The 23403-nt window shown below is 65.9% G+C and carries 16 protein-coding genes and 4 pseudogenes; 9 read left to right on the top strand and 11 right to left on the bottom strand.

Translation table 11 applies throughout. The features are described from left to right. The first annotated feature begins 86 nt into the window (after positions 1 to 86). On the top strand, positions 87 to 7019 hold the full coding sequence (locus tag ACFY0U_RS39530; protein WP_388644400.1) for a polymorphic toxin-type HINT domain-containing protein: 6933 nt from the start codon (positions 87 to 89) through the stop codon (positions 7017 to 7019). Then, complete coding sequence (locus ACFY0U_RS39525) at positions 6916 to 7479, top strand: DUF4265 domain-containing protein (RefSeq protein WP_388644398.1); 564 nt, start codon at positions 6916 to 6918, stop codon at positions 7477 to 7479. Before ACFY0U_RS39530 ends, ACFY0U_RS39525 begins: the two co-directional genes overlap by 104 nt. A 33-nt stretch (positions 7480 to 7512) precedes the next feature. Here the strand turns inward: ACFY0U_RS39525 and ACFY0U_RS39520 are convergent, their stop codons facing one another. The 3 genes from ACFY0U_RS39520 to ACFY0U_RS39510 all read right to left on the bottom strand — a co-directional run bounded on the left by ACFY0U_RS39520 (position 7513) and on the right by ACFY0U_RS39510 (position 9108). Continuing rightward, positions 7513 to 8121, bottom strand: coding sequence for a HEAT repeat domain-containing protein (locus tag ACFY0U_RS39520; RefSeq protein ID WP_388644397.1), 609 nt, complete (start codon positions 8119 to 8121; stop codon positions 7513 to 7515). A 417-nt stretch (positions 8122 to 8538) separates the two neighbouring features. Then, positions 8539 to 8727, bottom strand: coding sequence for a hypothetical protein (locus ACFY0U_RS39515; protein ID WP_388644395.1), 189 nt, complete (start codon positions 8725 to 8727; stop codon positions 8539 to 8541). Positions 8728 to 8787: 60 nt separating this feature from the next. Then, entirely contained in the window at positions 8788 to 9108 is a 321-nt protein-coding gene (locus tag ACFY0U_RS39510) for a hypothetical protein (RefSeq protein ID WP_388644394.1), read from the bottom strand. Positions 9109 to 9268: 160 nt separating this feature from the next. Between ACFY0U_RS39510 and ACFY0U_RS39505 the strand changes: the two genes are divergently transcribed. From ACFY0U_RS39505 to ACFY0U_RS39495, 3 genes and pseudogenes are all read left to right on the top strand, one after another. Next, positions 9269 to 11200: a glycosyltransferase family 2 protein gene (locus ACFY0U_RS39505; RefSeq protein ID WP_388644393.1), complete on the top strand. Its 1932-nt coding sequence runs from the start codon at positions 9269 to 9271 to the stop codon at positions 11198 to 11200. A gap of 254 nt (positions 11201 to 11454) precedes the next feature. Beyond that, positions 11455 to 11667 (top strand): annotated as a pseudogene (locus tag ACFY0U_RS39500) (relaxase domain-containing protein); the annotation flags it as partial. A 79-nt stretch (positions 11668 to 11746) separates the two neighbouring features. Beyond that, a pseudogene (locus ACFY0U_RS39495) lies at positions 11747 to 11884 on the top strand (IS5/IS1182 family transposase); the annotation flags it as partial. A gap of 31 nt (positions 11885 to 11915) precedes the next feature. Here the strand turns inward: ACFY0U_RS39495 and ACFY0U_RS39490 are convergent. From ACFY0U_RS39490 to ACFY0U_RS39480, 3 genes are all read right to left on the bottom strand, one after another. After that, on the bottom strand, positions 11916 to 12578 hold the full coding sequence (locus tag ACFY0U_RS39490) for a hypothetical protein (RefSeq protein ID WP_388644391.1): 663 nt from the start codon (positions 12576 to 12578) through the stop codon (positions 11916 to 11918). Between the two features lie 340 nt (positions 12579 to 12918). Continuing rightward, positions 12919 to 13452 carry a CbrC family protein gene (locus ACFY0U_RS39485; RefSeq protein WP_388644388.1) on the bottom strand — a complete coding sequence of 178 codons (534 nt, stop codon included), beginning with the start codon at positions 13450 to 13452 and terminating at the stop codon, positions 12919 to 12921. Then, the gene (locus tag ACFY0U_RS39480) at positions 13388 to 13909 is read right to left on the bottom strand and encodes a hypothetical protein (protein ID WP_388644386.1); all 522 of its coding nucleotides are present in this window, start codon (positions 13907 to 13909) and stop codon (positions 13388 to 13390) included. The genes ACFY0U_RS39485 and ACFY0U_RS39480 overlap by 65 nt, the downstream gene beginning before the upstream one ends. On the opposite strand from ACFY0U_RS39480, the gene ACFY0U_RS39475 reads away from it, so the two are divergent. Then, entirely contained in the window at positions 13908 to 14081 is a 174-nt protein-coding gene (locus ACFY0U_RS39475) for a hypothetical protein (RefSeq protein ID WP_388644384.1), read from the top strand. The genes ACFY0U_RS39480 and ACFY0U_RS39475 overlap by 2 nt on opposite strands. Before the next feature lie 234 nt (positions 14082 to 14315). Here the strand turns inward: ACFY0U_RS39475 and ACFY0U_RS39470 are convergent, their stop codons facing one another. Beyond that, on the bottom strand, positions 14316 to 16328 hold the full coding sequence (locus ACFY0U_RS39470) for an FHA domain-containing protein (protein WP_388644381.1): 2013 nt from the start codon (positions 16326 to 16328) through the stop codon (positions 14316 to 14318). Between the two features lie 54 nt (positions 16329 to 16382). Next, the gene (locus tag ACFY0U_RS39465) at positions 16383 to 18011 is read right to left on the bottom strand and encodes a serine/threonine-protein kinase (protein ID WP_388644380.1); all 1629 of its coding nucleotides are present in this window, start codon (positions 18009 to 18011) and stop codon (positions 16383 to 16385) included. A gap of 710 nt (positions 18012 to 18721) precedes the next feature. Here ACFY0U_RS39465 and ACFY0U_RS39460 point away from each other — a divergent pair. Next, positions 18722 to 19573, top strand: coding sequence for an MBL fold metallo-hydrolase (locus ACFY0U_RS39460; RefSeq protein ID WP_388644377.1), 852 nt, complete (start codon positions 18722 to 18724; stop codon positions 19571 to 19573). 27 nt (positions 19574 to 19600) lie between these two features. Here the strand turns inward: ACFY0U_RS39460 and ACFY0U_RS39455 are convergent, their stop codons facing one another. The 3 genes and pseudogenes from ACFY0U_RS39455 to ACFY0U_RS39445 all read right to left on the bottom strand — a co-directional run bounded on the left by ACFY0U_RS39455 (position 19601) and on the right by ACFY0U_RS39445 (position 21398). After that, positions 19601 to 19786 (bottom strand): peptidoglycan-binding protein, encoded by a 186-nt coding sequence (locus tag ACFY0U_RS39455; RefSeq protein WP_388644374.1) that lies wholly within the window; start codon positions 19784 to 19786, stop codon positions 19601 to 19603. A gap of 716 nt (positions 19787 to 20502) precedes the next feature. Continuing rightward, positions 20503 to 20769: pseudogene (locus tag ACFY0U_RS39450) on the bottom strand (ASCH domain-containing protein); the annotation flags it as partial. Beyond that, entirely contained in the window at positions 20766 to 21398 is a 633-nt protein-coding gene (locus tag ACFY0U_RS39445) for a hypothetical protein (protein WP_388644372.1), read from the bottom strand. The gene ACFY0U_RS39445 and the pseudogene ACFY0U_RS39450, both read right to left, overlap by 4 nt. Positions 21399 to 21677: 279 nt before the next feature. Here ACFY0U_RS39445 and ACFY0U_RS39440 point away from each other — a divergent pair. Together ACFY0U_RS39440 and ACFY0U_RS39435 are read left to right on the top strand one after the other, a co-directional pair. Next, positions 21678 to 22115: pseudogene (locus ACFY0U_RS39440) on the top strand (hypothetical protein); the annotation flags it as partial. After that, the gene (locus ACFY0U_RS39435) at positions 22058 to 22729 is read left to right on the top strand and encodes a YdcF family protein (protein ID WP_388644370.1); all 672 of its coding nucleotides are present in this window, start codon (positions 22058 to 22060) and stop codon (positions 22727 to 22729) included. The pseudogene ACFY0U_RS39440 and the gene ACFY0U_RS39435, both read left to right, overlap by 58 nt. Positions 22730 to 23403 lie beyond the last annotated feature (674 nt).

The following is a 23403-nucleotide window of genomic DNA, read 5'->3' as shown; positions in this document are numbered from 1 at the left end:
GGCGGGCGGCTTTGACGCTGCCCGCCCCCGTCCCCAGCCTTCTCCGCTTCCGTTCCTCCGCACTCCCCGATTCCGATGGAGATGTCATGTCCTCGCCCATTTGGTTCCGGTCTGCCAGACCGGCGTGGCGCAGCGGCCGTCGCCGTGCGGCGATAGTCCTAGGCCTGGCGCTTTCGACAGGTCTGCTACCGCAGTACGCCCCCGAGGCCGCGGCGGACAATGATGTTGCCGCTGCCGGGATCCAGAGCGAACCCGACAAACCGGTACGGGGCGAGGACGCAACGTACAACCGCCTGAGGAAGGTCGACGAGGCCAAGAAGGCCACGGTCGACGAGGCCGAGGACGCCAATTGGCCCAAGGCCGGCAGTGCCGAGGTCGAACTCTCCGGCACGGCGGCCAAGGCCAAGGGCCTGCCGGTGACCGTCAAAGCGGCCGGGGGTAAGAAGACCGCCGGTTCCGTGCGGGTCGAGGTGCTCGGCCGCAAGACGACTCAGGCAGCGGGGGTCGAGGGAGTCCTGCTGACCGTCGCCCGCACGGACGGAGAGGTCGCCCGAGGCGCTGCTCAAGTCACCCTGGACTACTCGGACTTCGTCGACGCCTACGGCGGGAGCTACGGCTCCAGACTCCGTCTCGTCCAGTACCCGGAGTGTGTACTGACGACGCCGGAGAAGAAGGAGTGCTCGACACCGACGTACCTCAAGAGCAGCAACAACTCCGGCAAGCAGACGCTGACGGCGACGGTGCAGACGGCTGGCGACTCGTCCGGCCCGTCCGCCCAACTCCTCGACGCCGACTCGAGTGCCTCTTCGGCGACTGTCCTCGCGGCGACCTCCGGCGACAGCGGCGACGGCGGCGACTTCACGGCGACGAGCCTCTCTCCGTCGTCGCAGTGGGGGGTCGACACCTCCTCAGGCAGCTTCACCTGGAACTACCCGCTGACAACTCCGCCCGTGACCGGCGGACTTCATCCCACAGTCGGTCTGAGCTACAACTCCCAGTCGATCGACGGCCAGACGGCGACCACGAACAACCAGGGCTCCTGGATCGGCCAGGGCTTCTCCTACGACCCCGGCTACATCGAGCGCAGCTACAAGCCGTGCGCCGACGACGGCCACGACGACACCAACGGCGACCAGTGCTGGGCCTACGACAACGCCACCCTGGCCCTCACCGGCGGCACCTCCGGTCAGCTGATCAAGGACGACAAGACCGGCGAGTGGCGGATCAAGTCCGACGACAACTCCAAGGTCGAGCACCTCACCGGCGCCACCAACGGCGACAACAACGGTGAGTATTGGAAGGTCACCGCCGGCGACGGCACCCAGTACTACTTCGGCCAGAACCGACTGCCCGGCTACGCCAGCGGCAACGAGGAGACCGGCTCCGCCTGGACAGTCCCGGTGTACGGCGACGACTCCGGCGAGCCCTGCTACAACGCCACGCTCGCCGAGGCGTACTGCACCCAGGCCTGGCGCTGGAACCTCGACTATGTCGTCGACCCGCACGGCAACGCCATGTCCTTCTTCTACGGCAAGGAGACGAACTACTACACCCAGGGCCTGAAGACCGGCGAGAACGGCAAGTCCTACACGCGTGGCGGCTACCTCAAGCGCATCGACTACGGTCAGCGCTCGGGCAAGGTGTACTCCACCAAGCCGGCCGCCCAGGTCGTCTTCACCACGGCCGAGCGCTGCATCGGTGACCTGACCGACTGCGAGGCCTCCGACCTCACGGACGCCACCGCCGCAGACTGGCCGGATGTCCCCTGGGACCGGAACTGCAAGGTCGACACCAAGTGCGCCGGCCAGAACTCGCCGACGTTCTGGACCCGTAAGAAGCTTACGAAGGTCACCACGCAGATCCGCACCGGCGACTCGACGTACAACCCGGTCGACGAGTGGAGCCTGACACAGGACTTCACCGACAACGGTGACGCCTCGAAGTCCCTGTGGCTGAGCAGGATCGACCACACGGGCAAGGCGGGTACCGAAGTCTCGGTTCCGTCCGTCGAGCTCTATGGCAAGCAACTGGCCAACCGCGTGGATGAGACGGGTGACAACCTCCACCCCTTCTACCGCTTCCGGCTTTCCGGGGTGGAGAACGAGACCGGAGGCATGCTCAGCGTCAACTACGCCGACGCGCAGTGCACCACGAGCAACCTGCCCGCCGAGGACTCCTCCACCAAGCGCTGCTTCCCCGTGAAGTGGAATCCGCCGGGCGTGGAGGACCCGATCGTCGACTGGTTCCACAAATACGTCGTCGAGTCCGTCATTGAGCAGGACCTGACTGGCGGCAACGCGGACAAGGTCACGTCCTACACCTACCTCGGCAACGCCGGCTGGCGTAAGACCCTGGCGGACGGCATCTCCACGTCCGAGCGCCGCACCTGGAGCGACTGGCGCGGCTATGGCAAGGTGCGAGTCGTCACTTCGGATGGCACCAACTCAGCCTCCAACACCAGAACCGAGCAGACCTTCTTCCGCGGCCTCGACGGAGACGTCGACAAGGACGGCAAGACCCGCTCGGCAACGGCCACCGACTCCAACGGCGTCTCCTACGACGACTCCGACTGGAAGGCCGGGCAGGAACTGGAGACGATCACCTACAACGGTTCCGACATCACCCAGAAGTCGGTGACCGTGCCCTGGACCGCGGTCACGGCAACCCAGACGGAGGACTTCGGCACCCGCAAGGCCCGCTACATCGCGGCGGCATCGACGGACACGTACACCGCCCTCGCCGTGGGCGGCTGGCAGCACACCAAGTCGACCACCACCTACGACGAAACGACCGGCCGCGCGAAGCAGGTCGACGACGACGGTGAGGTCGGCGTAGCCGACAACCAGTGCACCCGCACCGAGTACGCGGACAACGCGAGCCTGCACCTGTACGCGTACGTGTCGAGGGTGGAGAAGGTCGGCGTCGACTGCGCCACCATCCCGAACCGCTCCAAGGACGTCATCTCCGACGACCTGACCTACTACGACAGTTCTACGACGCTCGGCGCGGCACCGACCAAGGGCGACGTCACCACGACCAAGCGGTTGTCCTCGCACAACGGCACAACAGCGACGTACCAGACGACCGCGGTGACCACGTACGACGACTACGGCCGCCCACTGGTGGTGAAGGACGCCCAGACCTACACGTCCACCACCACCTACACCTCGTCGACCGCGTACACCGACACCTACGGCCTGGCGACCAAGTCGACGGTCACGAACACCAACGGCTGGACCACCTCCACCGAGTACGCACCCCAGTGGGGACTGCCGAAGGCGAAGATCGACCAAAACGGCCAGCGCACCGAACTGGCCTACGACGGCCTCGGCCGCCTGACCTCCGTCTGGCTGCCCGACCGTATCGGCCTGACCCCGTCGATCAAGTACACGTACCTGGTCCGCTCCGACAGCGGTCCGGTGGCCATCCACACGCAGAAGATCGAGAACGACGGCACGTCCTACGGCAGCGAATGGTCGCTGTACGACGGCCTGCTGCGCCCGCGCCAGGAACAGACCGAGGGGCCGAACGGCAATCGTCTGGTGGCGGACTCGTTCTACGACGGCTCAGGCCGCATGTTCAAAGCCAACAGCACCTACTACACGACGGGCGCCCCTTCCTCGACGCTCTTCGAGCCCGTCAACTCCGACCTCGAATCCCAGACAGTGACCGAGTTCGACGGTGCCGGCCGCGCCACGGCCACGATCTTCAAGTCCAAGGGTGTCGAGGAGTACCGCACCACGAACGTCTACGGCGGCGACCGGGTCACCACCACTCCGCCGACGGGCGACACGAAGACGACGGCCGTCACGGATGCCCAGGGCCGCACCACGACCCGGATCCAGTACCCCAAGGACGGCGACGCGGTCACCACGCTGTACGACTACACGAACGCCGGCCAGCTGTCGAAGGTGACGGACGACGCCGGGAACGTGTGGACGTACGAGTACGACCAGTTGGGCCGCAGGAAGACGGCTGTCGATCCCGACGCGGGCACCTCCACGTTCGGGTACGACGTCCTGGACCGCCAGACCTCGGTCACGGTCAACGGCGACAAGACCTCGACTAAGTACGACGAACTGGGCCGAGTGGTCTCGACCTGGCAGGGCGAGGCGGACACCGGCACCAGGCTGTCGCTGAACAAGTACGACTCGGTCTACAAGGGCGAACTGTTCGGCGCGTACACCTACAAGAACGGCGCGGTCTACTCCGCGGTGACATATCCGACCCTCGACTTGGAGAACGACTACAAGCCGACGCTCACTCGCTACGCGATCTCGAAGACCGCCGAGCCAGAGCTGGGCGGTACCTACGACTACACGACTCAGTACAACGACGACGGAACGGTGCTGGCCCAGAGCATGTCCGCGGCCGGTGACCTGCCGGCCGAGACGCTCTCCACCCAGTACGACAGCCTGCAACGGTCCGTCGGGCTGACCACCTCGCTGGGCGGCCTGAGCTATGTCTCCGACGCAACGTACTCGGCGACGTCTCTACTGAAGACGCTGCAGCTGACGACGGGTGGCACCGATGCCCTGAAGTCGACACTCGGCTACGAGTACGAGGTGGGCACCAACCGTCTGACGCACGCCACAGTGAAGGCCGGTGGGGCCACGACGCTGGGCTACGACGCGCGCTACACCTACGACGACGCCGGCAACGTTCTCTCGATCTCGGACACCCCGGGCACGGGCACGAGCGATGTTCAGTGCTTCACGTACGACGGACTGCGCCGCCTGACCGAGGCCTGGACGTCCTCCGGGACCTCCAACGATGCGTCCGGCACGGGAACGGCGGACACGGCCTGTGCTTCTGCTGCGTCGTCCTCGACGGTCGGCGGGGCGTCCCCGTACTGGACCGAGTACGGCTACGACTCCCTCAACAACCGTACGAGCGAGGTGCGCCACGGCCTGAACGGGGCGGCGACCTCGTCGCGGGCGTACACCTACAGCGAAGGTTCCGGCCCGAACGGCACGGACTCCGGCCCGCACACACTGTCTTCGGTGGTGGAGACAACAGCGGCGACCAGCACGACCCCGCAGGTCGTCTCGAAGGACTCGTACACCTACGACGTGTCGGGCAATACCAAGACGCGTGTCCTGAACGGCGACACCCAGTCGCTGGGCTGGGACAAGCAAGGTGAACTGACTACGGTCACGAACGCCGACGGTTCGGTGACGTCGTACAAGTACGACGGGGGAGGTGAGCGAATCCTTCAAGACGCCCCGAAGGAGAAGACGCTCTACCTCCCAGGTACCGAGCTCCACCTGGACAAAACCACCTCCAAGGTCACGGCGACCCGGTACTACTCCTTCGCCGGCCAGACCATCGCGATGCGGGAGGCGGACGGCGTCCACTTCCTGGCGGCGGACCACCAGGGCACGGCTCAGCTGGCGATCGACGCGAAGACGGGCGAGACGACCCGACGCCGAACCGACCCGTTCGGCAACGCCAGGGACGACTCCACGTCATCGTCCTCGGGCTGGGTCAACGACAAGGGCTTCGTGGGCGGGACGATCCAGGAGTCCACGGGACTGACCACCCTGGGGGCACGCGAGTACGACTCCGGCATCGGCCGCTTCATCTCGGCGGACCCGGTCATCAACTACGACAACCCACAGCAGATCAACGGCTACGCGTACGGTAACAACAATCCCGTCGTCAACGCCGACCCCAGTGGCACGTGCGCCGACATCGACTGCCCGACGCGACCGTGCGCTCTCTGCAACAACACGACCCCCGGGCACGAGCCGGGCGCAACAACGGTGTCCCAGAACGCGGCGGCTGCCGGCGTGACTCTGGAGGAGGCCCTGGGATCCGACTCCGCGGCCGCGGTCAAGAAGCGTGAGGCTGAGGCCGCGGTGTATGCGGCCAAGCAGCGTGCGATAGCGATAGCTAAAGAGCTAGCCCAGATCGTCGCGGACGAGTTGGGCATCACGGATGCGTTGGACTGCTTCACGACCGGCAGTTTGGGTTCGTGCGGCGCGACCGCCGTCAACATCATCTCCTCACTCATCAGCGGCGGCCCGATTGGCCGGCTGGCCTCGAAGTACTGGTATCGCCTCGACAAGGCGTACGCGCTCGGCAAGCGGATCTACGGGCTGGGCAAGAAACTCTGGGCTGGATTCAAGGACTGGAAAAAGACCAAGAAGGCGGCCGAAGAGGTCGAAGGCTGCAACAGCTTCACTCCCTCCACCAGGGTGTTGATGGCCGACGGCACTACCAAGGCCATCAAGGATGTCGATATTGGCGACAGGGTCCTAGCCACTGACCCAGAGACCGGCGAGTCCCGCGTCGAGACCGTGACAGCCGAGATCAAGGGCTCTGGTCTGAAGCACCTTGTCAAGATCACTATCGACGCCGATGGCAAGGGTGGTACGAAGACCGCCTCGGTTACCGCTACTGACGGGCACCCCTTCTGGGTACCCGAACTCGGCGAGTGGATCGACGCCACCGACCTCAACAGCGGGCAGTGGCTGCGTACGAGCAGTGGCGTCCGAGTTCAGGTCACCGCGGTGGAGCGCTGGACGGCGCTGACGGCGACGGTTTACAACCTTACGGTTAGTGACCTGCACACGTACTATGTGCTGGCGGGGTCAACCCCTGTCCTGGTTCACAACACCAACGCAGGAGCACCGCAAGCCTGCCAGCTTCCGCTCTTCGTACTGCGAGACGGAGAAGTTGCTTCGCCGGGGCAGATGGCCGCGAGTCGTGGCGGACCGACGGCGAAAAAGAGTGTCACGAGCTCGATTCGGAGCAAGATGATTGCTGATGCTCAGGCAGCGGGTGACGGTACTCTGCAGTGTTGGCGTTGTGGAATGAAAACCGCCAATCCTGACAACGTCCAGATAGGCCATGTCAACGAGGCGAGGGCCAACGGCGGCAACCTGGATTCGGCGAACCTTTGCATAGAAGGTGCAGCATGCAATAGCAGTGCTCAGAACCGAGGTGCGCCTTCTGTGGGGATGTCATGTGCTGAGAGGGGAGGGTGCGGTGCTGGCTTCGGAAGATGGGACTAGCTGTAGCGGATTCGCTGGACTGCGACTGAAAGTAAGGTCCCAGTACGGGGCTACTGCTGATGAAGTGGTCGCCGTTAAGTCGGTAGGGGACGGTCATTATCTTGTTTGCCTATCACCTGGATTTTTCAGGGGTGTGGCAGCTGGCGACGTGATCGCGTACGACGAGTGCAATAAGAGTGCGCAGGTCGTTGAACGAGGTGGGAACGTCGCCGTCCAAGTTTTTCATGCGGGGATTGCTGGTGACGTTGTTGAATCTCTCAAACGGGCAGCGATCAAGATTGGCGGGCGGGTCGACGGCGAGCTCGAGTCATTGGTAGTTCTGACCTTTCCGGTCAGGATCGGGTTTCCGGCGATCGAGGAAATCTTGAACGCACTTCCCGAAGATGGGGTGGAGTGGGAATACGGTAATGTATTCGACGAGCAGGGGCGGCCCCTTGCTTGGTGGGAAGACACGACTTGACTCATGTTTTCCCGGAGGGGGTGGGTCGCCCCTTTAGACCTGATTCCTGATTCTCAGGGACGTGGCTGCGGCGTCGGCCACGTCCGCTCTGGGGCCTGCCATGCAGGACTCCAGGAACGCACCGACCCGGTCGCCAGGCCATTCGGCAGCCGCGACTGCAGCCCAGTAGCGTAGTCCGTCATATGGGTCAAGCGGATCGAGGAATTCCAGGACGCGGTTGACGGTATCGATGTCCAAGGCTGCGTGCAAAACAGCGACGGCGCGCAGGGAGCCGTCGATCAGCAATGGATACCCTCTGTCCAGACACCATCCCAGAGGGGCTGCGAAACCTTCTTCGGGGCTTCGTAGTCGCACAATTGAGTCACCCAGAGCCAAATGTAGCGCAGAAAATTCTGTGGGTTGGTGAGCTAGTTCGCTAAGGAACTCAAGGGCGGGTCGGTAACCGCAGGCTCCGATGGCTTGGATCATTTCGTATTGAGTTTCCCAAGTGCGAGAGTCGGCGATTTCAAGTTGGAGTGCTTGGAGCAATGCTGGCCCCGAAGTGCTGTCCGCCAATTTACGAAGCCGCTTCGCAGCTGAGCGACGCTTGGCTGATGACCTGTCGCTCAGCTGGTTGAGCGCGTCTTCCAAGGTCAGTGCCATGGCCCATCCTCCCGATATCTCTCACTGGTATGTAAAATAGTAGATGACATGTTGAAGAATTAACAACTAAATCCTTTGGGTAGGCTACCTCCCGCAAGACCCTAATTCTGTCGAGCGCTCAACTTCAGTTGCCTCGTGATCATTCAAGACGCCGCATCATCCGGTTCTGGGATCTGGGCGAACGTGTGCGCGACGGTCGACCTCGAATATTCGGCGAAGCTCGCCGTAGCACAGCTGTGCAGGCGCGGAGTTCCGCCAGGCATCGCAGCATCCGTCCACGCCGCACGCAACCTCCCCGAGGGGGCGGACGCGCTGGCCGCCACTGTCACACCGAAGGCCTACGAGGGGCACGGAGTACCCGTCTTCGGCCCTCGCTCGCTGATGGCCTGCGACGCCCGGGACGCGGCCGCTGGGGCGTCAGGCGCCGCTGCTCTCCGTTTTGCCATAACGGCCAAAATCCACTGTCCGCACCACCCATGGGCCGAATGGCACCGAGTCTCCGAAGATGTACGGCTCCTTGCTGCTGTAGCGATCCTTGCACGGGTCCGAGTGCACCTCGATGGTCCCGGTCCGAGGGTCGACGATCATGTAGTGCGCGATGCCCATGGCCGGATACTCGGTGAGTTTGTCGCCGTAGTCGTTGTTCGGATTGGACGGCGAGACGATCTATGCGAATGCCAGGACTTCCGTGGCGTCGACGGCGAGGCATTCTTTGTCGAGTACGTGCTCTGGGATGACGACCGCGTCGGGACGGCGCATGCGGCCGATCGCCGAGTGTTCGATCTCGGGGCCGTTCGCGCAGATGTAGCCGGGGTGAGTGGTGAGAAGCTGCTTGTCCAGCTGCTTGCAGATGCGGTGCACCGTGCCCTCGTGGCGCCTTGACGGGCACATCATGGCCAGTGTCGGACCTGACGGGCCGATCTCGACGCTCCAGGCGCCCTCAAGACGCTCAGCATGAGCCCCGAGGTCCTCGGCGATCGCGCGCATTTCGCGTAGTCCATATCCAAAGCGTACTGATGGCTTCGCAGGGTGGTCGGGTGATTGCGACTGTGCAGTGTGCGCGAGTGAGAGGGTGGCGCCTCGGTTCACGTAGTTGACGCCAGTCGCGAGCACTTGACACACAGGACGCCCAGGTAGAGTTCGAGGAATGCCGAGAACCAAGGTCAGCGTCATCGTCCCCGTCTACAACACCGGGAAGTACATCGACGAGTGTGCGCCTTCGCTGTTGGGCCAGAGCCTCCCTGTCGATGAGTACGAGGTCATCTACGTCGACGACGGTTCGACGGACGACACCCCGGGCCGGCTGGAGAAGATTGCGGCCGCATACCCGAACGTTCAGGTGCACACCCGGCCGAACTCGGGCTGGCCGGGCGCCCCGCGCAACCACGGCATGCGGTACGCCATTGGTGAGTACATTCAGTTCGTCGACCACGACGACACGCTCGGGCCCGAGGCCCTGGAGCGGCTGTATGAGCATGCGAAGCGGAACGATGCCGATGTTGTGATCGGGAAGATGTCCAGCACGATGGTGCGGCCCCGTCGGCTGTTCCGGCACACGGTGGACGCCTGCACGATCGAGAACGACGAGCTCATGCAGAGCATGTCGCCGCACAAGATGTTCCGGCGGGCCTTCGTCGAGGAGCATGGCCTGCAGTTCCCTGAGGGACCCTGGATCCTGGAGGATCTCCTCTTCGTCAGTGCCGCCTATCTGAAGGCGGAACGGATCTCGATCCTCGCCGACTACCCCTGCTACTACTGGATGAAGCGGGACGACGGCGGCAACAACACCCAGCACCGGTTCAACCCCCGGCACGGATTCTGGCCCAACTGCCGCACCATCGTCCGCCAGATCAAGGACGGCACCACTCCCTCCGACGACATCGACGGACTCCAGAACCGGCTGCTCCACCGCCTCTACCACATCGAGATCCTCTCCCGCGCCCGTGAGCCCGAGATCCTGCGCGAGGACCCGGCCGAGCAGCGGCAGCGGTTCGAGGCGGCCCGGGAACTGGCCCTTGAGGAGTTTCCGGCCCCCGTACGTGAAGGGCTGCCCGCGGTATCCCGGCTCCGTGCCGAACTGCTTGAGCGCGGAGACTTCGACGGAGCCGTCACGCTCGCCGAGCACGTCCGTCAGGTAAAGGCCCGCAGTGAGGTCGGCGGGCTGCGTTGGGAAGACGGTTGTCTGGTCGCCGACATCACGCTGGATCTACTGCGCGGGGACGGCGAACCCCTGGCCATTGTCGAGCGCGACGGGAAACGGTGGTTGGACCCGGATCTGCTGGACGGCGTCCCGGGAGCGGAGAACGGCTGGGAGGTCGGCGACCCCTTCCGCCTGGCGTACGCGGAACTCGTGGTGAAAGACCGGGACCGGGAGGACTGGTGGTATCCAGAGGGCGACATGGAGGTGCGGCTGAAGCCCCTCGGGGAAGGGCGATCCCAGCTCGTCGCGTCCGGGCGGCTCCGCCTTGACCCGGAACGATTGGCCGGTGGACAGCCGCTGAAGCGTGGGGTCCACGACGTGTGGGCGTATGTTCAGCTGCTGGGCGTTGAGCGCATGCTCCGTGTCACCGGAGGCGACGAGGACAGCGTCCCGGCCGCGTGCCCTGCACTGACCGGTGGCCGCCTCGCCCTCCCGTACTGGACGAACAAGGGCCAGCTCGCCCTGGACGTGGACCAGCGTCAGCGCGAACTCGGACCCGACACGGACGGTCTTGTAGCGGCGAATCCCGCACGTGCGAGGCGATCGCTGGGACTTCCCTACATGGCGGCCTCACCGGACAGCGCTCCGGTACCGGTCGAGGTCACCGTCTCCACCCTGACGATCGAGGCCAAGCTCGCCCCGGGAGCCGACGGCACCGCACGACTGCGCCTGCCCACCCGTCTCAAGAAACTCCCAGACGGGCGCCACCCTGTCACTCTTCTGAAGGCGGAGAACCCGCTCGCGTACGCCGTCGTACGCGACGGTGATGTGCTGAGGTTGGAGGGCCCGGCATACGAGGCCGGCGGTGGCCGCCGATTCCTCGACTCGGTGGGTGACCACCAGCAGGTGCGGCGCCTGCGGCAGCAGCTCGGACGGTAGCACCCAGAGTTCATGGGCGGTCTGCCTCAGCAGACCGCGCCTGATGGATCTTCGAGAGATGCGCACCCTGTACCCGAGATGCCGGTCCCTTCGGTCCCTCAACTGTGGTTGACTCGCACGGGCTTTGGAGGGCTTGAGCCGAGGAGTGTCAGGAAATTACTCCGGCAGCGCGGGCGTCGGTCAGCCACGTCGGGATCTCGTTCAGCAGCCGGTCGTACACCATTTGATCGTCAACGGCTTGAGGATCGCGGCCGATGTGGGAGAAGGCCGCTTGCCTCCTGTTCCACGAGGCCAAGCGCGACGCCTTCCGGCAGATGGAGCGGTGGGCCGGGTACGCGGTCGGCAGCGAGGATGGGGAGCCGGTCCGGCTGGCTACCGGCGGGTCGCTCGCCTGGAGTGTCGAGCACCAGAGCGCGCGCCCGGTCCGGGCCGGGGAGTCCGGCGACCCGCACTTTCACCTGCACACCACGATCGCGATCGTGGCGCTGTGTGAGGACGGCGAGTGGCGGTCCATCGCCAACAGCGGGCAGGACCTGCACCGTCACCCTGTCCGCGGCCCGGGCACCTGCCGAACGAGGCATGGCACACTTGAAGTCCTGGCAGATCTTCCGCAGATCGCGCATCAGTCCCAACCGCGTGAGCGTCATCACCAAGGCCGTCCTCAGCCTGGAGAAGCAACGCTGAAAACGCTCATTCATCTAGCCGGACGCGAGCTCTACCGAAAGTTCATCGGCCCATGTCGTCTCAGGTACCGCAGCATTCGCTCCGTCATCAGAAGGGGATTCCCCTGACCAATATCGTAGAAGCCGCCCCCGTCAATGGCCTTCATCCACTGGGTCATCATGCGGTTGGCGTCCTGTGCGTCCGGCACTTGGAGAACCGCACACAGGCTGAGCATGCCCTCGTACCGCCGCTGCCTGGCCCGGACCTCTTGTCGGAACAAGAAACCCATGAGGAGCAACGACGTGCTGCCAGCGATCGCCACGAGGGTCAAGGTGGCGGTGGTATAGCCCTTCGGGTGTTGGGTGAGGGCTGACCAGCGCAGCACGAGGGCGAGCCCAGCCAGGCACATGAAAGCAGCCAGCCCGTAGTTGACACGCCAGTACAACTCGAATGCGTGCGAGTAGCTGCGGCTGCGGTACCGGTGAAGTTCTCGCTCGACGTTCCTCTTCTGGTCCGGAGTGAGGGGGGTGCCGCTGTAGAACTCGTCGAAGCTGGCGCGGATCGCGGGGCCGTACTCGATCAATAGCTGTCGCCGTACGACGTGTAGTTGGTTGCTCGACGCGGCGAGCTCTGTTGCCACAAGGATGAGCAGTGCTGCCATTGTGGCCGAGCTGATGGCTGCAAAGTCCTGTGTCATGGCGAACGTCTTGATCATGCATGCCCCCTGAACTGTCCCGGCAGTTTAGTGATACGACGCATCACTTGCCGATCCTCCGCCCGTAGGCGGCTGCTGCGTCGCTCGCCAGCCCGGCCCGGCCGACCTGCCCCGGCTGCAAGGGGGCGCAAAACTTCGCGTCGTACAGAAACCCACCATCGCACGTCGTATGCACGGCAGTTGGGAGCCGGCCCGCCATTCGGCAGAGAAGCTTGGCGTGCGTTCCGGATCGATAGGGTCGGTCGTGGACTGCTGTGCTGGGGTGCCCTATGTCCTTTGGGTGCGGTTCCTTTGAAGGGATGATCAGTTCGATCTCGCGTGCCGCCGAGTTCAGTGCCCGTTATGAGGCGTCGGCGTAAGCGAGGTGGGTGTCGCAGACGGTGCAGCGGAAGAGCATTGCGGTGGCACCTTCGCCAAGGTGGGTGAGGAACTGCTCGAGTTGGGCTGCGTCGTGCCAGCCGCCGATGCGCAGGTCTTGCCTCAGCTGGTCGAGGGCCTCGGGGTGGGCTGCCAGCTCGCTGTAGCCGACCTCGCCGATGAAGGCGGCCGCGTCGTGGCAGTGGACGAGCCAGTGCGGATCCTGCCAGGCGTGGAAGCCGGGGGTGCGGCGGGTGACCTCGTGCAGGATCTCCTCGCTGACGCCGTCGAGTCCGTAGGAGTCCGTGAACTCGCCGGTGAACCGTTCGGCCGCGCTGCCGTCGGCGATGCACCAGGGGCAGAAGCGTCCGCTGACCTCTTGGGCGGTGTAGAAGGTCGCGGTGTAGATCCACCCTGTGGCGCGGTTGCAGCACACGCAAGTCTCGGTGCTTTCACGGACGGATCCGCTGGCGAGCGGATCGGGGTGATAGCGGAAGGCGGGAAGTTCTGAGCTCACCGGTGCAGTGTGTTCGCAAGACAGTCTTGTGATCAAGCAGTGAGGGCGAATTGCCGCTGGTCGGGCGCCGGATAGAGGCGCTGGTGCTCACACGTGGTGTGGTGACGCCGCCGGTCAGATCCGCGCTGTGCACGCGCAGCAGGTCGAACGCGACCAGGTGCGCCGGGAACTCCACGGCCGCGCGGGCTGCGGCCGCACTGCGGCGGTGCATGCGTTGTTGGAGACGCTCGAACGCGAGCCGGCCCGCCTCCCACACGATCAGCTCGCAGTCGAGGGCCGTATCGTCCGGCAGCCGCCGCACGGCCTCCTCGATCTCCGGGAACGCCCCGCTCAGATCGCTGCCGTTGGGGCTGCGCACGGTGACACGGCCATCTGCCCACCGGCCAGCCTCCGCACGGTAGCCGTCCCACTTCGGGTATGCACTATTGAGCTGTCCGCGGCTAACGTCCAGAGTCATGTCGATCACAGGTTGGCGGGTGCACTTCACCCGGCGAGACCCGGCGTGGCCAAGGGAAGTAAGCCCGTGTGGACAGCTGGTCGAGCTGCTCAAGCAGCGCGTCCTTGTCGTCTACGTGATCAACCGGCTCACCCGGCACCTGTCTGTCCTGGACGTCATCTGGATCGGGTAGACACCCTGACAGCGGCGACGAACGTGTCCGGCCTCAGGCCGTTGGCGCGGGCAGCGTAGGCAATCCATCCGCTGACAGACGAGGTCGACTGGTGCGACGGCGCAACCCGGGGCCGGTGATGGCTACTGGTCAAGACGGGTGTGCCTGAAGGGGGCATCACCGGAACGGCAGCCTCGCTCTCTGGTTCCCGCGCCGGGCGAAGCGGGAACCAGAGGCAGCCGAGGCAACGGACCGTCAGGCCGGATCCAGCAGCACCGAGGTGCGAGGGTCGGGAAGCGGCTGGGCCGGATGCGGAGCGGCCGGGACGAAGACCGGTGCGTCCTGTTGGTAGAAGATGTCGATGTCGGCCTCCTCGCCGCTGACGATCAGCGTGTCCCACGCACCGCTCTCCTGGAGCGTTCGCAGTGTCGCGGGCGCCAGTGTGGACAGGTGGGCCCGGAGCACGTCGTCGTCGGGCAGGCCAGGCAGGCGGGGTGCCAGCCGTTCGCGGATGGCCCGCATGCGGTCCAGAAGGACTTCCAGATCGGCTTCCGCCGATGCCGAAGACGCCGAGGATGCCGAAGGTGCCGAGCCCGGGGCCGCAGCCGGACCAAAAGGCTTCTGCCGTGCTGCACCTGCTCCCGCCGGCTTCGTCGTACCGTCCATGCTGCCGTCGATGATGTCCTTGATCGCGCGGGTCGCGCCCCGCTCGTCCGTCGTGACCATGGCATTCCAGGCGCGGCTCTTGTGCCGGTACTGGAGCATCGACATCGCCGCCTCGTGCCGGATGAAGTCCGCGTCACGCAGCGGCCGCCCGCGCCAGACCCGGCTGAGGGAGCGGGCCAGAGAGACGGCCGAGGCCAGACCGCTGTTGAGGCCTCGTCCGGGCCAGAAGTGGATGGCGTTGGCCGCATCCCCCAGGAGGAACCCGTACGTTCCCGGACGGTCTGCGGCCGGCCGGGTGAGCTGGGCGGTGAACCGCGGGCGCTGCACCATGTCGAGGCGGAACGAAGTGATCGCGCTGAGGTCCTCCTCGGGAACGTCGAACAGCCGCAGCCCTTCCAGGATCCGCTTCCACAGCGGTGAGCTGCGCAGCAGTGCCGGGAGGAACAGCGTGCCGTGGGTCGGGCAGGCGAATTCGTTGTCCTCGTGGCGGCTCATCAGGCACGGCCGGGCCGCGATGCACTCCTCGAACACCTGCCGCACCGGGTCGATGCCGATGACATTGCGTGCCTCCTCGCGGGTGAGTCGCATGTTCAAGAAGCCCTCGCCGCGCAGCGAGTTGAGCAGGAACCGGTTCTGCGCCACGGTCAGCAGCACACTCATCGGGTCCGACAGCCGGGACTTGACCTTGAGCCCGAGCACCACGTCCTGGATGTGCTCGCCGTCGAGGGAGTAGATCGAGGCGTCGGCCATGCCGAAGCGGTCGGCGAAGTGCTCGCGGGTGCGGGAGCGGCCGCCCTCGCTGATGACCAGCACGTGGTCACGGGCGATGAGGTGTTCCTGCTCGGTCGGATCGAACCGCTTGGGCACGAGCCGGATGGCGGACTTGCGGTTGGCCAGTTCGAGCAGCTGGTCCTCGATATACGCGATGCGTATGTTGCGGGGCGGCTGTCCGTCCACGGAGTCGGGGCCCAGCGGCCACATCTCGGAGAACTGACGGCTGTCGCCGAACATCGCTGCCTGCATTTCCTCCGTCAGCGCCAGGTACTGCCGGCTCTGGACGGTGACGACCTGCTGGCGGCGGACGTTGCCCTGGGTGGCGTCCTTCCAGATGACGGAGGTGCCGCTGCGGACCCACCGGCCGTCGTAGACGGTAATCGCGACCCGTCCGGTCAGCGCCTCCTCCAGCAGCAGTGCGAAGGCGAGGCCGACCGGGCCACCGCCGGTCACCGTGACCCGGAGGACCCCCGGGGCAACGACGGCATTGGCGCGCGGCAGGTCCATCTGGGAGAGGTCCATGACCGTCTCCACGGCTTCCTGCGTCTCGAACAGGAACGTCTCGTCGCCAATGCGTATGGTGTCGCCGGGTGTCAACTCATGGCGCTCGACGCGCTGTTCGTTGACGAAGGTGCCGTTCCTGCTGCCACGGTCGCGGAGGACGTACGTGCCGTTCTCGGTGACGATCTCGGCGTGGAAGCGGGAAGCGCTGACGCTGACGATGATGACGTCGTTGTCACTCTTGCGCCCGAACGTCAGTGGAGCTTCTCCGAGGACCACGCTCTGACCGGTGAATGGACCGGTGCGTCCCACGATGACCGACAGCACGGAAACTCCTTAGGGAAAACGGCTTGGTCCAGTTATGAACGATATGGTGCCTTGTCACTCGCCGTTCGGTCGGCAAGTGATGGAAAACGGCACAGAGTTGGACTTCGTGTCGAACGGCGACTTGATCTCGACGGCCATCGCGCTCTTCAACGTTCCCTCCTGCGACCACGTCGACAGGCGCACCGTCTCTGTCTTGCTCGTCGGGTCACCTTCACGGAATGACAGAGTCCGCCACTCCCGGTCCACCACAGCTCCGTTGTCGGACACCCACCGGTACGAGAACTGGACCGGGGCCCGGTCCGTCTTGAACGTCGCGGTGAACCAGGGCGCCTGGCCGTCTGCGCCCGGGCAACTCCCGTCGTACGTGGTGGCGTTGCCCGTGACGGCCACCGCCACCGGCTTGGACGCGCTGCCGCCACCGGCGGTTTCGGCGTCCTTGGTGGCTTTGTCGTCGTCCTGGTTCATGAACGTGTACGCGAGGCCCGCGCCGGACAGGACCAGTACGATCGCCGCCGCCCACACCAGATATGCGTTACGACGGCTGCGCGGGGCGGGGGCGGGCGCGGAACCGGCATCGTGCCCGAAGCCCGCCGCCGGAGCTGCCGCTGCCGCGCTGGGCCCGAATGCCGCGCTGTTCGGGGGAGGCCCGAACATACCCAGCGGCGCGGGCGCGGTCTGGGCCTCGGGCACCTCCGTCGCGTCGCTCGCAGCCGCGGTCGCGTCGGTCGGGGTCCGCTCCGAGGCCGTGACTGCCGCGGTGACCGCGGCCGTGATGCCGCCCGTCACGGAATCCGTCGTCACCGCCGCCGCGGCAGCCCCCGCCTCGGGCGGCGCCGCCAATGCCTGCGTGGCCCGGGTGAGTTCACCCATGGCCTCCTCAGGACCCATCCGCTCCTCGGGATCCTTGCGCATGAGCCCCTCGATGACCGCCGTCAGCGGCCCGGCCCGGTGCGGCGGCGGCAACTCGTCGTCCACGACGGCGCGCAGTGTCGACAGGGCACTCGTCCGGCGGAACGGCGAACGTCCCTGTACGGCCGCGTAGAGCAGGGCCCCTAGCGACCAGAGGTCGGAAGCGGCGCCCGGTGTCCGGCCCAATGCCCGCTCGGGAGCCAGGTACTCGGGCGATCCGACGACCTCACCCGTCATCGTCAGCGCGCTGCTGCCCTCCACGCTGGCTATGCCGAAGTCGGTCAGGACGACGCGGCCTTCGTCGCCGAGCAGCACGTTGGCGGGCTTCACATCGCGGTGCAGTACGCCGGCACTGTGGGCTGCGCGCAGAGCCGCGAGCACCTCGACGCCGATGCGCGCGACCTCCTTCGGCGCCAGGGCGCCCTCGGCACTGATCGCGTCGGCGAGGGAGCGGCCGCGGACGAGTTCCATGACGATCCACGGCCGGTCGTCGAAGTTCACCACGTCGTACACGGTCACGACTCCACGGGCGTTGACCCGTGCCGCCGCCCACGCCTCCCGCTCCAGCCGGACGTGCATCTGCCTGCTGCGCTCGGCAGGCAGGTCGACGGAGGCACGGACCTCCTTCACCGCGACGTCGCGATGGAGCACCTGGTCGCGGGCCCGCCACACAGTGCCCATACCGCCCTCGCCGAGCACGGACAGCAGTTGGTACCGGCCGGCGACCAGCCGCCCACCGCCGGCCTCCGACGAGGCCTCGTCCTGGTTCTGCATGAGGGCCAACTCCCTTGTTCCGCCAACTGCCGGGATCAGTATGATGAATACGTCGATGACCACTGAATGCGCAGCGTGAGGGCCGGACAGAAACAATCCGGACAGCCCTGTGACACTCGTGAATCGATGAGGGCAGAGCCCCACCCACCCGCCGTATCCCGCACCCGGGTAAACGTGCGTCGTGCGGAACTTCCCTCGCACCACAGGCTTCCCTGTGAGACCCGCAAGCTGAAGGTTGGCCCGCCGCGCCGCCCAGATCCCCCAGCCCGCCACCACCCGCATCCTGCGCCCTGCACCTGCCCGACCCGCCTGGGGACGAGGTGCCGGCAAGGCCATTTCGGGCGATGCGGCTGCGTCGCCGTGCTGACCGGGCCGAGCGATTCGCTCGGGGAGGCCGGCCCGGATTAGCTGGGACACTTGCGGGATGGACTGGCTTTCGCCCCTGTCAGGGCTTGTCGGCGCGCGCGCCGGGCGGGCCGAGCGTGAGCGATGTGGTCGGGTGCGGACGGCGGCGGCGTGATGCCGATGCCGCCGTTGACCAGCAGTACGGGCGGGTCGCAGGTGTTCTCCCCGGCGGGCCGGCCGGCCAGGAGGGTGTCGTCGGTGTCCAGGCTGGGCGGCTGTTCACGTGGTGCGTTTGACGATGGCCCGCCGCGGGGCTGCACTGGATTTATGGATGCTGCGGGGACTCCGTTCTAGGGAGAGCAGCGATGCCAACCATGGAAACGTTCAACCTTCTACAGCCGTACAAGATCGCCGACGATACGTTCGTCATCCCGTGGGCCCTCGAGGCCCCGCCGGTCGGTCACTTTCCGATGAACTCGCTGGTGATCCGGGGAGCCGAACCGGTCCTCGTGGACACCGGGGCTCCCGCAGTGCGCTCCCAGTGGCTGGAGGCGGCCTGGTCCGTCGTGGATCCCCTGGACGTACGGTGGATCTTCCTCACCCACGACGACCGCGACCACGCGGGCAACCTCCTGGCGGTCCTCGCCGAATGCCCGAACGCGACCCTGCTGACGACATGGTTCTCCATCGGCCGCATGGCCGAGGAGTGGGAGACCCCCATCAACCGGTGCCGCTTCATGAACGACGGCGACACGATCGACGCGGGCGACCGCACGCTGGTCGCCAAACGACCACCGCTGTTCGACAACCCCACGACCCGCGCCCTCTTCGACTCGAGGACCAGCGTCCTGTGGTCCGTCGACACCTTCGCCACAAACGTCCCCACCCCGGTGCCGGACGTAGCGGAGCTGTCCGCGGACGAATTCCGCGACGGCCAGTTCTTCGGCGGACGGCTGGTCTCTCCCTGGGTCGCGCTGCTGGACACCGGGAAGTTCTGGACGGTCGTGGACGCCTTCCAACGCCTGGACGCCGAGGTCATCGCCGGCTGCCACGTCCCGATCCTGCGCGGCCCGAGGATCTCCGAGGGCTACGACCTCCTGCGCCAGCTCCCCGACATCCCCCCGTGGACAGAGTTCACCCAGGCCGACCTGGACCAGTGGATGGCGGCCGCCGAGAGCTCGGTACCACCGGAACAACCGCGACCGTCGGGAACCTGACTGTGGCCACGGCGCTAGGCCGTTTCTCTACGCCAGGTGGGGCGTCTGCACGTTGCGAATGCTGGTCAGGTTTGAACAAACTTTTCCAGCTATTGTTTCCCACGACGCCATCCGCAGAGAGACCGTTTCCCGCTGGGAACCCACAGCCGCTTCGGTCTTGGGGCCGAATATTCCATCGACAACAAGAGCGGATGTCCATCCGAGATCATTCAAGCGTCGTTGAATGTTCCCGATCCCTTCCGCGTTCGGTGAACCTGCCCTTCACACCACCCCTCTATTCGCTTGATCTCCCGAGCGAAATTGGCCCGACGGGTACGCATGGCGCCTGCACAAAACGGACTACAACCCGAGCCTATCGGGGACATCATCACCCGCGCCGGCGAGCGCGCCGGGATCGAGATCCGCTTCACTGGCCACAGCCCCCGCCGCGGTCTCGCCACTTCGTCCCGCTTGAAGGGCCACGACCAGATCGTCATCGCCAAGCAGTGCGGATGGGCCCCGCCTCCAAGGTGCGGTTGGCGGGCTACATCAGGGTGTCGACGGGCGGTCGGCTGGACGGGTTTGGGCTGGAGGACCAGGAGCACATCGTGCGCCGCTGGACAGGCGAAACACGGCCACCGCCTTGTGAAGCTGTTCGTCGAGAAGACGGTCTCCGGGACCGTCGCCGACGACGAGTGGCCAGAACTGGCTGCGGCCCGGCTGTGGCGGCTGCGCATTCGGTGGTGCGACCACCGCGCAGGCCCTCCCGATCCTTCGTGCCGGTCAGGGCGGTGCGCAGGCTGCGCAACCGCCCGGCGGTAGCTGGCTGCGGTTGATGCGCAACGATCGGCCGGTTGTGCAGCCCTTGCGCATCGCATGCGCAGGTCGCTGACCTGCATGGTCGGGTCTGTGGTCGGGGATGGGCGGGCCGTGGTCGGCCGTGTGGTTGGGTCTGTGGTCGGTTCGGAATTGATGTTGGCGGCTCCTTCGCTGTCGAGGAGGGTCTCGAAGTCGGTGTATTCGGTGACCCGGAGGACGGTGACGTCGCAGGTTTCGTCGGTGTCTTTGATGCGGAAGCGGAGGGTGTCGCCGGCTGTGAGGTCGGCGAGGTGCGGGTATTTCACCCGGACTTCGATGGTCTTGGTGCCGGCGGCGACGAGGTCGAAGTACTGGCGGTACAGGTTGAGTTCGCGGACGCGGGTGGTGGCGTCGGTCATGGGGAGGGAACGCTCCTGGTGGCTGGTGCGGTCATGATGCGGCTGATCTCGGTGGCCGAGTACGAGCGGAAGAAGTGTCGGGGGTCGGACAGCAGGATCGCGGTCACGGCCAGCAGCTGGTCGGTGTATTCGGTGATGCTGCCGGGCCATTGCCGGGTGTCGAGCATCCAGGGCGCCGCGCCGGTCGGCAAGGTGGCGCGGCCTTCGCGGATGAGGGATCTGGAGAGTTTCGCGCCGGTGTCGGTGACGATCTGGGGGCAGAACAGGCGGGTGGGGAGCTGGGTGTGGGTGAGGCCGACGGCTTGGAGGGCCTCGTCGATGAGGAGGGAGCCGAAGACCCAGTCGCCGCCCTTGACCATGACGTGCAGGGTGCCGCCTGCTGTCGGGTTGGTCAGGGCGAGTTCCTTGACCAGGTTCCGATACAGGGTGGCCAGGTCGAGGTAGGCGCCGGACGTGAGTGTGATCGTGGCCTGGTAGGGGCCGTGGTGCAGGCAGACCGCGGCGACGGTGGCGCTGTCGCGGTCGGTGAGGCGTACGCGAGTGCGTTCGGCGTGTTTCTCGGCCCAGCCGCATCCCGCGTGCGGGCAGGGAATCCGGAGGTGCGGGGTGCCGGTGGAGGGGCGAGCCACCAGCGGGCGGCGTCGAGGCGGGGGAGGAGCCGCAGCCAGGTACGGCGGAAGTGCTCGTCGGCCTGTTGTCGGCTGTAGGTCTCGATGCGGTACGCGATGCCCAGGCGCCGGGACAGGGTGGTGAACAGGGGCAGGTAGAGGGCGTCGACGAGGTCGGTGAGGGCCTGTGCATCGACGGCCTGGGCGTAGGCCCGTTGGTAGTGGTACCCGCTGAGCGGGTCGGTGGCCAGCTGGTACGGGGTGTTGTCGAGGGCGCTGAAGAGGACCTCGGTGCGGATGCCGAAGGAGGGCGACAACGACTACGCCACCGAGGTCATGACAGCCGCTACCTGTGAGTTCGAGGTACTCGGTGAGCCGGAGGACTGGTCCGTGGCGCACCAGAAGCTGGCCCTGGCCCACCGCGGCGCCGGCCACCTGGATCAGGCCCTGCACTACATCGACATCGCACGCACCACCAGCACGGTCGACTCCCCCATGCAGCGCGTGCGATTGGACACCGCCTACGGGCACATCCTTCTGTCGGATGCGGCGACCCGCAATGATGGGCTGTCCGTCCTCGACCAGGCGGCACAGGTGGCCCAACAGTTCGGGCTGATCCACCAGCTGCGCAGCATCGAGGGCATCCGAAACGGTCGGCAAGGAGGAGCCAGGGAGTGCCAGTGCCGCAGCACCAGCAGCGCCAGATCACCGACGAGCAGTTCCACGACGCGACGCTGATCTGGAACTACCACCAGATGGGACACGAACTGCGCCCCTGCTCGGCGGCAATCGGCCTGGGCAGCCACGACCTCGGCGTGGCGAGTGCGGCCGCTGATCTCTACCGCGCCGACCTGTTCCCCGTCCTGGTGTTCAGCGGCGGCAACAGCCCCACCACTCGGGCCCGCTTTCCGCGCGGCGAGGCGGTCCACTACCGGGAGCACGCGCTCGGCCTGGGGGTGCCGGACGAGGTGATCCTGGTGGAGCCGAAGGCAGCGAACACCGGCCAGAACATCACGTTCTCGCGGGAGTTGCTGGCCCAGGTCGGCGTCCAGGTGGACTCGCTGCTGCTGATCTCCAAGCCGTACATGGAGCGTCGCAGTTACGCGACCTGCCGCAAGCTGTGGCCCGACGCCCAGGTCGTGTGCGCCTCCGAGCCGCTGGAGTTGGACGACTACATCAAGTCCATCGGGGACGAGAAGCTCGTCGTCGACATGCTCGTCGGCGACCTGCAACGGGTGATCGAGTACCCGAAGCTCGGCTTCGCCGTCGAGCAGGACGTACCGGGGGATGTGCATGACGCTTACGAACGCCTTCTACGGGCCGGCTTCGACAGCCGCCTCATCGGCACCTGATCCACCGCCCGGTGGGGTGTGCGCGATCCACCAGCCGAGCACTCACGCGTGCGAGGAGGGGACCCAAACACCGAACCCTGCAACAACTCTTCCGCCTTCTCCTGCGACTACTCCTGCGTCTTCTCTTGCAACATCTCTTGCACGAACCTCTCCGACAGAACCGATGTATCCACAGGTCAAACCGGTTTCCCGCGCGTGGTCGGGGGTCTGACATCCCCTCTACTGCCGCTGCTCCCTGCCCAAGTGAAGAAGAAGGATGGGGGGCGGGTGGGCGCGGCGGCATCGGGGATCGGGGCGGAGTCTCCTGTGTTGCGCGTCGGCGGGGCCTCCGCGCTGGGCGGCGTGGCTGGCGTGGCCTGGTGCTCTGAGGCGGTAGGTGGTCCGCGCTCGGCGCGGCCTCTGGTCAATAGCTGTCGGGGGAGTAACCCAGGTATATTCTCGGCACACGTAATTCAATGGGAAACAGGGAGGATTGAGAGGGAATCAGTTTCGGTATTTTAGAGGGGAGTTGAGATTACGTGATCTCAAGGAGGGTAATTCTGGAATGGCGGAGTCAATCAAGGGAATTGACCGGAACCCAGGGCAGGCGACCCCGTCGCCTAGGTGCGCTTTTCAGGAATTCGCGGAGCGAATTCCTGGGCCGGATTGCGGAGCAATCCGGCTATCGTCACGGA

It is taken from the genome of Streptomyces sp. NPDC001536 (assembly GCF_042894505.1).
Taxonomy (GTDB): Bacteria; Actinomycetota; Actinomycetes; order Streptomycetales; family Streptomycetaceae; genus Streptomyces.
Note: the sequence above shows the minus strand (reverse complement) of the source record. Positions and strands in the feature narration are given on the sequence as shown.

Coding starts and splice junctions, on each gene's coding strand:
- ACFY0U_RS39530 (WP_388644400.1), top strand. CDS start 87: ATGTCCTCGCCCATTTGGTTCCGGTCTGCCAGACCGGCGTGGCGCAGC.
- ACFY0U_RS39515 (WP_388644395.1), bottom strand. CDS start 8,727: ATGGGCATCGCGCACTACATGATCGTCGACCCTCGGACCGGGACCATC.
- ACFY0U_RS39520 (WP_388644397.1), bottom strand. CDS start 8,121: ATGGCACTGACCTTGGAAGACGCGCTCAACCAGCTGAGCGACAGGTCA.
- ACFY0U_RS39480 (WP_388644386.1), bottom strand. CDS start 13,909: ATGACTCTGGACGTTAGCCGCGGACAGCTCAATAGTGCATACCCGAAG.
- ACFY0U_RS39510 (WP_388644394.1), bottom strand. CDS start 9,108: ATGCGCGCGATCGCCGAGGACCTCGGGGCTCATGCTGAGCGTCTTGAG.
- ACFY0U_RS39505 (WP_388644393.1), top strand. CDS start 9,269: ATGCCGAGAACCAAGGTCAGCGTCATCGTCCCCGTCTACAACACCGGG.
- ACFY0U_RS39475 (WP_388644384.1), top strand. CDS start 13,908: ATGTCGATCACAGGTTGGCGGGTGCACTTCACCCGGCGAGACCCGGCG.
- ACFY0U_RS39460 (WP_388644377.1), top strand. CDS start 18,722: ATGCCAACCATGGAAACGTTCAACCTTCTACAGCCGTACAAGATCGCC.
- ACFY0U_RS39490 (WP_388644391.1), bottom strand. CDS start 12,578: ATGATCAAGACGTTCGCCATGACACAGGACTTTGCAGCCATCAGCTCG.
- ACFY0U_RS39465 (WP_388644380.1), bottom strand. CDS start 18,011: ATGCAGAACCAGGACGAGGCCTCGTCGGAGGCCGGCGGTGGGCGGCTG.